Source organism: Solirubrobacter ginsenosidimutans, assembly GCF_027587205.1.
In genome coordinates this window covers 1-6,359 of the sequence record NZ_JAPDOD010000108.1, presented here as the reverse complement: position 1 = coordinate 6,359, position 6,359 = coordinate 1, and the positions used below count along the sequence as shown (strand labels likewise).

General features: G+C 72.1%; 5 protein-coding genes. 3 read left to right on the top strand and 2 right to left on the bottom strand.

The genetic code is table 11. From position 1 onward, the window contains the following. Together OM076_RS44220 and OM076_RS44215 are read left to right on the top strand one after the other, a co-directional pair. Positions 1 to 1,213: TDT family transporter (locus OM076_RS44220; RefSeq protein WP_270046669.1), on the top strand; the 1,213-nt coding region annotated here is incomplete at its 5' end. Beyond that, the gene (locus OM076_RS44215) at positions 1,117 to 2,031 is read left to right on the top strand and encodes a LysR family transcriptional regulator (RefSeq protein ID WP_270046670.1); all 915 of its coding nucleotides are present in this window, start codon (positions 1,117 to 1,119) and stop codon (positions 2,029 to 2,031) included. The genes OM076_RS44220 and OM076_RS44215, both read left to right, overlap by 97 nt. On the opposite strand, the gene OM076_RS44210 is transcribed toward OM076_RS44215, so the two are convergent. Continuing rightward, positions 2,007 to 2,813: a substrate-binding domain-containing protein gene (locus OM076_RS44210; RefSeq protein ID WP_270046668.1), complete on the bottom strand. Its 807-nt coding sequence runs from the start codon at positions 2,811 to 2,813 to the stop codon at positions 2,007 to 2,009. The two genes, OM076_RS44215 and OM076_RS44210, sit on opposite strands and share 25 nt — an antisense overlap. Then, entirely contained in the window at positions 2,810 to 4,969 is a 2,160-nt protein-coding gene (locus OM076_RS44205; RefSeq protein WP_270046666.1) for a S8 family serine peptidase, read from the bottom strand. Before OM076_RS44205 ends, OM076_RS44210 begins: the two co-directional genes overlap by 4 nt. A 410-nt stretch (positions 4,970 to 5,379) precedes the next feature. Between OM076_RS44205 and OM076_RS44200 the strand changes: the two genes are divergently transcribed. Then, the coding region (locus OM076_RS44200; RefSeq protein ID WP_270046665.1) for a ThuA domain-containing protein at positions 5,380 to 6,359 on the top strand (980 nt) is incomplete at its 3' end.

Below are 6,359 nucleotides of genomic sequence, written 5' to 3'. Positions count from 1 at the left end.
CCCACCCACCCGCTCCGCCCACCCGCCCGTCCACGCGGCTCGCGGCGCCGCCGAAGGGGGTTCCGCAATGGAATCACCCGCGCGCGATCCGACTCAACTGGGCGCCCACGGTCCGCCATCGTCCACGGGGATGAAGCCGAACTGGTTTGCCGCCGTGATGGGCACCGGGATTGTCGCCAACGCGGCGGTCCTGCTCCCGCGTCACGCTCCCGGGCAGCACGCGGTGGCGTTCGGCGTCTGGGTGCTGGCCGGCGCGTTGCTCGTCGGTCTGACGCTGGTCGCGCTGACCCGCAGGCGTCCGCGCCTCGACGCCGCGACGGCGCCGTTCCTCGGCGCCCCGCCGATGGCGCTGCTGACCGTCGGGGCGGGGACGCTGCTGCTCGGCCAGGACCTGATCGGCCTGCACGCCGCGGCGATCGTCGACGCCGTCCTGTGGACGCTCGGCACCGCCACGGGGCTCGCCGTCGCCGTCGTCGTCCCGTACCGCCTGATCACCAGCGGCGGCTTGAACCGGCTCGATGCCGTCCAAGGCAGCTGGCTGATGCCCGTCGTCCCGCCGATGGTGTCGGCGGCGACCGGCGCCGCGCTAATCGCCCACCTGCCAGCCGGCCAAGCCCAGCTGACGATGCTGCTCGCGTGCTATGGGATGTTCGGCCTGAGCCTGCTCGCCTCGCTGCTCGTGATCGCGCTGCTGTGCGCCCGCCTCGCCCTCCACGGCACCGGCCCCGCGCCATCGGTTCCCACGCTCTTCATGGTGCTCGGCCCGCTCGGGCAGTCGATCACGGCGGTGAACCTGCTCGGCGCGGCAGCGGCCGGCGTGACGCCGTTCGCCCCCGCGCTGCGCGCCTTCGGCGTCCTCTACGGGGTGCCCGTCATCGGCTTCACGCTGCTGTGGCTCGCGCTCGCCGCGACGCTCACGCTCAAGGCCCGACCGCCGTTCAGCCTCGCCTGGTGGAGCTTCACGTTCCCCGTCGGCACCGTCGTCACCGGCACCTCGGAGCTCGCGCGACACACGCAGGCGAGCGTCTTCACGTACCTGGCGATCGCGCTCTACGTGTGCCTCGTCCTCGCCTGGCTCACCGTCTTCACCCGCACCGCGGCACTAGTGTCCAGGTCCTGCCGACGATCCCCAACCCGCTCTCCGGCAACGATCTCGCCGCGTTCGTCGCCGCTGTCGAGACCCGCAATCTCCACGTCGCCGCCGACGCGCTGAACCTGACCCAGTCGGCGGTCACCAAGCGCATCAAGGCGCTCGAGAAGCGCGCCGGCACGCCGCTGCTGGAGCGCGGCCACTTCGGCGTGCGCCCGACCACCGCGGGCCGCCTCCTGTACCCGGAGGCCAAGCAGGCGCTCGCCGCGCTGCAGCGGGCGGAGGCCGTGCTGGCCGAGCATCGCGACCGGACCGGCCAGCAGCTCACGCTCGCGGCGAGCCACACGGTGGGTGAGTTCCTGCTGCCGGACTGGCTGTCCGGGTTCCGCGCGGTGCACCCCGGCATCCGCGCGGAGGTCGACATCGTCAACTCGACGGGCGTGCTGAAGGCGGTGCGCGCAAACGACGCGCAGATCGGGTTCGTCGAGGGCCTCGATGCGCTCGACGACTTCGAGACGCTCACGCTGCGCGAGGACGAGATCGTCGCGGTGGTCGCGGCCGGCCACCGATGGGCGAAGCGGCGCTCGCTCGCCGCCGCGACCCTCGCGAGCGAGCCCTACTTCACCCGCGAGGCGGGCTCCGGAACGCGGGCGGTGGCGGCTGCCGCGCTGCACAGCGCCGGCGTCGAGCTGACCCCGGCGCTGGAGAGCGCGAGCACCCAGAGCGTCAAGCGCGCGCTGGAGACGGGCGGCTTCGCCTTGCTGTCACGGCTGGTGATCGAGGCCGAGACGCAGCGCGGAACGCTCGTCGCCATCCCCGTCCGCGACGCCGAGCTGCGCCGCGAGCTACGCGCCGTCCGGCACGGCCCGCTCACCGGCGCCGGCCGTGACTTCTGGGCCTGGCTTCGCGCCCACGCTCAGCTCGACCCGACGTTGATGTAGCGGGTCGCGATCACCTGCCGCGCCTTGCGGCTCGTCGCCACCCACCGCAGGAACCGCGCCAGAGCGCCCCGCGGGCGCCCGCGTGTGACGACCCCCAGCGGGCGCTGCGCCGGGTATGCGCCGGTGCGGATCGTCGCTCGCGAGCACGGCACGCCCTCGTAGGTCAGCGCGTGCAGCCGCGAGATCAGCGCGAGATCGACGTAGCCCCACGCCGCGGGCGTGCTCTCGACGAAGTCGCGCACCTGCGCGGCGACGGCGAACGTCCGCGGCGTGTAGGTGATCTCGGTCGCCGCATCGACGAAGACCGTCTCGAAGACGATCCGCGCTCCCGCGGTCTCGTCCAAGGCGACCGAGACGATCGGGTCGGTGCGGGTAGAGCCGGGAACCTGGGTCCAGCTCGTCACCCGCCCGGCGACCAGGTCCTGCACCTGCGCGCGCGTGAGACCCGGCACCGGGTTCGCCACATTGGTGACGAGGCACACGCCGCTGAGCGCGAACGGCGTCAGGACGAGCCCCGGAGGGTCGGTGGCGCCGAGGTTGCGGCTGACCATCCCGGCGTCGACCACACCGCGGGCGGCGTCCGTGATGCCGATCGTGGTCCCGCCGCCGACGAACGAGAAGCGCGGCGGCGACGGCGTGACGCGGCCGTAGAAGTACGCGAGGTCGGCGAGCACCGCCTGGGCGACGCTCGACCCGCTCATGGTGATCGTCGCGTCCGCCGCCTGCGCGGGTGCGGCCGCGGCCAGGGCGAGCACCACCGCCACACAGGCAGAGCGGATCACGTGCCCACCCCGCGGCCGCTGTTGACCTGGCGTTTGCCGGCGCGCAGCCGGCTCACGGTGCGCTTCGCGCTGGCCAGCCGGCGGCCGGAGGCGTCGACGGCGTCGATCTGCGCGCGCCGCCCGCGCCGCCGGAGCGTCACCGTGAACGTCGCCTTGCGTGCGGTCAGCGCGGCCACGTTCCTGTTGTCCAGGCGCACGCGGTAGCGCTTGATCGCCTGCGTGGAGCCGACCACCGCCACCTGCAGCTGGGTGCGCTTGGCGTCCGACGTCGCCCGCAGGATCTGCAACCGCGGCGGCTGGGTCGTGACGTAGCCGACCGAGGTGGCAACGGCGAGCGCGGAGTTGAGCGCGTCGGCGTACCCCGCCGCGACCGGGAGCGACGAGCGCCGGGCGTGCTGGAGCAGCAGCGCGCGCAGGTCGATCGCGCTGATTCCGGGGTTCAGGGAGACCATCAGCGCGGCGACCCCGCTGACCATCGGCGCGGCCATCGAAGTGCCGGACTTCTCGCCGTAGCCGCCGTCGTTGGTCGTCGAGAGGATCAGCCCACCCGGCGCGGCCAACCCGACCGTCAAGCGCCCGTAGTTGGAGTACGTGTCGAGGCCGCGGCCGTCGTCGGGCGCGGTGGCGGCGACGCCGATCAGGTTCGGCGCCGGGATCGCCGCCGGGTAGGAGGGCCGGCTGTCGATGTCGCGTGAGTCGTTGCCCGCGGCGACGACGACCAGCGCGTTGGCGGCGCCGGCCGCGGCGATCGCGTCGTTCAGCCGAGGGTCGGGATCGTCGCCCTGGACGCTCGCGTTGATCACCCGCGCGCCGTTGGCCGCGGCGTAGCGGATGCCCTCCGCGACGGCGCCGGTCGTCCCCGCGCCGTCGGCGTCGAGCACCTTGACGATCATCAGCTTGGCCTGCGGCGCCACACCCACGATCCCCCGCCCGTTGGCGGCGGCGGCGATGATCCCGGCGACGTGCGTCCCGTGGCCATGGCCGTCGCTGAGATCCTGGCGCGCGTTCGTGGTCGTGAGGTCCACGCCGTGGACGTCGTCGACGTAGCCGTTGCCGTCGTCGTCGACCCCGTTGCCCGGGATCTCATTGAAGTTCGTCCAGACGTTCGGCGCGAGGTCCTCGTGATCGAGCCGGAGCCCCGAGTCCACGACGGCGACGATCGTGCCGGCGCCGCGGGTGAGCTTCCACGCTCCCGGGAGGTCGAGCACGCTGCCCTCGGCGGCGGCCCACTGCTCGTCCTGCAGCGTGTCCGCCGCCGCCCGCGCGACCTTCCCACTCCACGCGCGCGCGAGATCGGAGAGCGTGCTGAGCCCGAGCGCGCGTGCGCGCTCGCCCTTCATCGCGAAGACGTTGCGGTTCTGCGCCTGGGAGAGCGCGAGCGGCTGTGCGTGCAGCCGCGCCAGCGCGCGCCGCAGGGACGTGCCGCCGAGGTACTCCAGCAGCGACCCGGAGTAGGCCGGGTAGAGCGAGATGCGGCCCGCACGCAGCGCGGCGACCGCCTCCTTGCGCAACCCGCCGACCGCACGTACGGCGACGCGGTACCCGCCGGCTCGCAGCGCCTCGGCGTACAGGTACGCCAGCGTCTCGTTCTCGGCGAACGCCTGGTAGCCGACGACGATCGCCGGCCCGGGCTTGCGCTTGGCGTCGCCGCCGAGCCCGTTGGCGTCGATGAACTCCCCGCCGACCGCCTCGGGCAGCCGGCCGTCGATCACCTGCTGGTTGAGCCCGCGCAACGCGAGCGTGTCGAGCAGCCCCGAGGCGGCGTTCAAGCGCCGGCGGACGCCGGCGCCGTAGCGGTCCAGCACGGCGGTGCGGATGGCCGGCACGACCCGGTCGGGCCCGACCATGCGCTGGTCGTCGCGCAGCGTGACGATGTCCGGGCGCGAGAGCTCCGGATTCGACGAGAACGCCACGGCGACCTCGGCCAGGCCGTCGTCGAGCGCCTGGATCCCCGCGTCGGCCACGGTCAGCTTGACGAGATGAGGCGCCACATCGGCGCCGTAGAGCCGTTTGAGCCCCGGCCCACAGTTCGGGTTCGTCGCGCAATCGACCGGCGCCGCCAACCGCGGCGGGGTCGCTTGCGCTCGAGCACTCCCGGCCAACGCACCCCAGACGAGCAGTGTGCCGACCGCCGCATCCCTCCATCGAGCGGTCATGGTGTCGACGCTACGAACACCAGGGGTGAGAAGGCATCGCCCGCAATGGACGATCAGTGAGTGTTCTCGGCGAACGCTCAGCGGCTGCTTCGGGACCCTTCAGAACGGGCCGAAGCGCGCCCACGGCCACTGCGGCCCGGCGACCACGGCGGCCCGTCGCGTCCGGTCCCAGCTAACGGAGACTGAACCCGTATGGGTTTTGCGCACATGTTTACACGATTCAGCTTGACGGACGGCATATCCACGTGAGAGATTCGTTCTTGGGACCCCGTGAGAGAGGAATGGGGTTCTCCCGGGCCACGGATTGAGGCTGGGTGAGTGGGGGTCGTGCGCGCGGATCGCGCGGCGCACAGGGTCACTCGTTTGTCCAAAGGAGTGCAATGAGGAGAAGAAGCGCAGGCCTCGCTCTGTTGAGCTTGGCGCTCGTGCTGCCGGCGACCGCGTCGGCGCGGCCCAAGGCCGCTGCCGCGGCTCCGGCCAACGTGCTGGTCGTCACCAGCACGACGGATGCATTGTCGGCGGCGGGTATCGCGTCGATCCAGGCGGGTGCCGCGAGCGGCAACTACACCGTCACCGCACCGACCCCGGCCAACGTCGGGGCGCAGTTCACGCCGGCGGCGCTTGACGGCTATCGCGCGGTCGTGTTCCTGAACACGGGCATCGCGAGCCCGCTGACCGACGCGCAGCGCGCCAACTTCGAGGCGTACTTCCGCAAGGGCGGCGCCTACGTCGGCATCGGATCGGCTGTGGAGACCGATTCGTCCTGGCAGTTCCTGACTGACGTCCTCGGGACCCGCGCGTCGGGCCGCACCGACGTCACGACGGGCACCGTGAAGGTCTATGACCGCGTCCATGATGCGACCAAGACGCTCCCGGAGTACTGGGATCGCACCGACAACTTCTACAACTTCACGACCAACGTCCGCGGCGTCTCGCACGTGCTGGACACGGTCGTCGAGTCCCCGTTCGAGCCACAGCCGGGCGGAAACACGCTCAAGGGCATCACCGGCGGGACGATGGGCGCCGATCACCCGGTCTCCTTCTGCAAGGACTACCAGGGCGGCCGCTCCTTCTACACCACGCTCGGCAACACGGTCGCGTCGTATGACGCCAACCTGACCACGCACCTCACGGGCGCGATCAAGTGGGCGACGGGTCAGAGCGACCCGGTCTACAGCGACTGCGGCGCCACCGTGCTCAAGAACTACCAGCAGGTCAAGGTCAGCTCGCCGCCGAACCTGCTCGAGCCGATCGGCTTCGACCAGCTGCCCGACGGTCGCCTGATCCAGACCTCACGCACCGGCACCGTGCGTCTGCACGACCCGGTCAAGGGCACCACGACGGTGCTGGCGAACTTCGCCGACCCGGCGCTGCCGACGACGATGCGCCT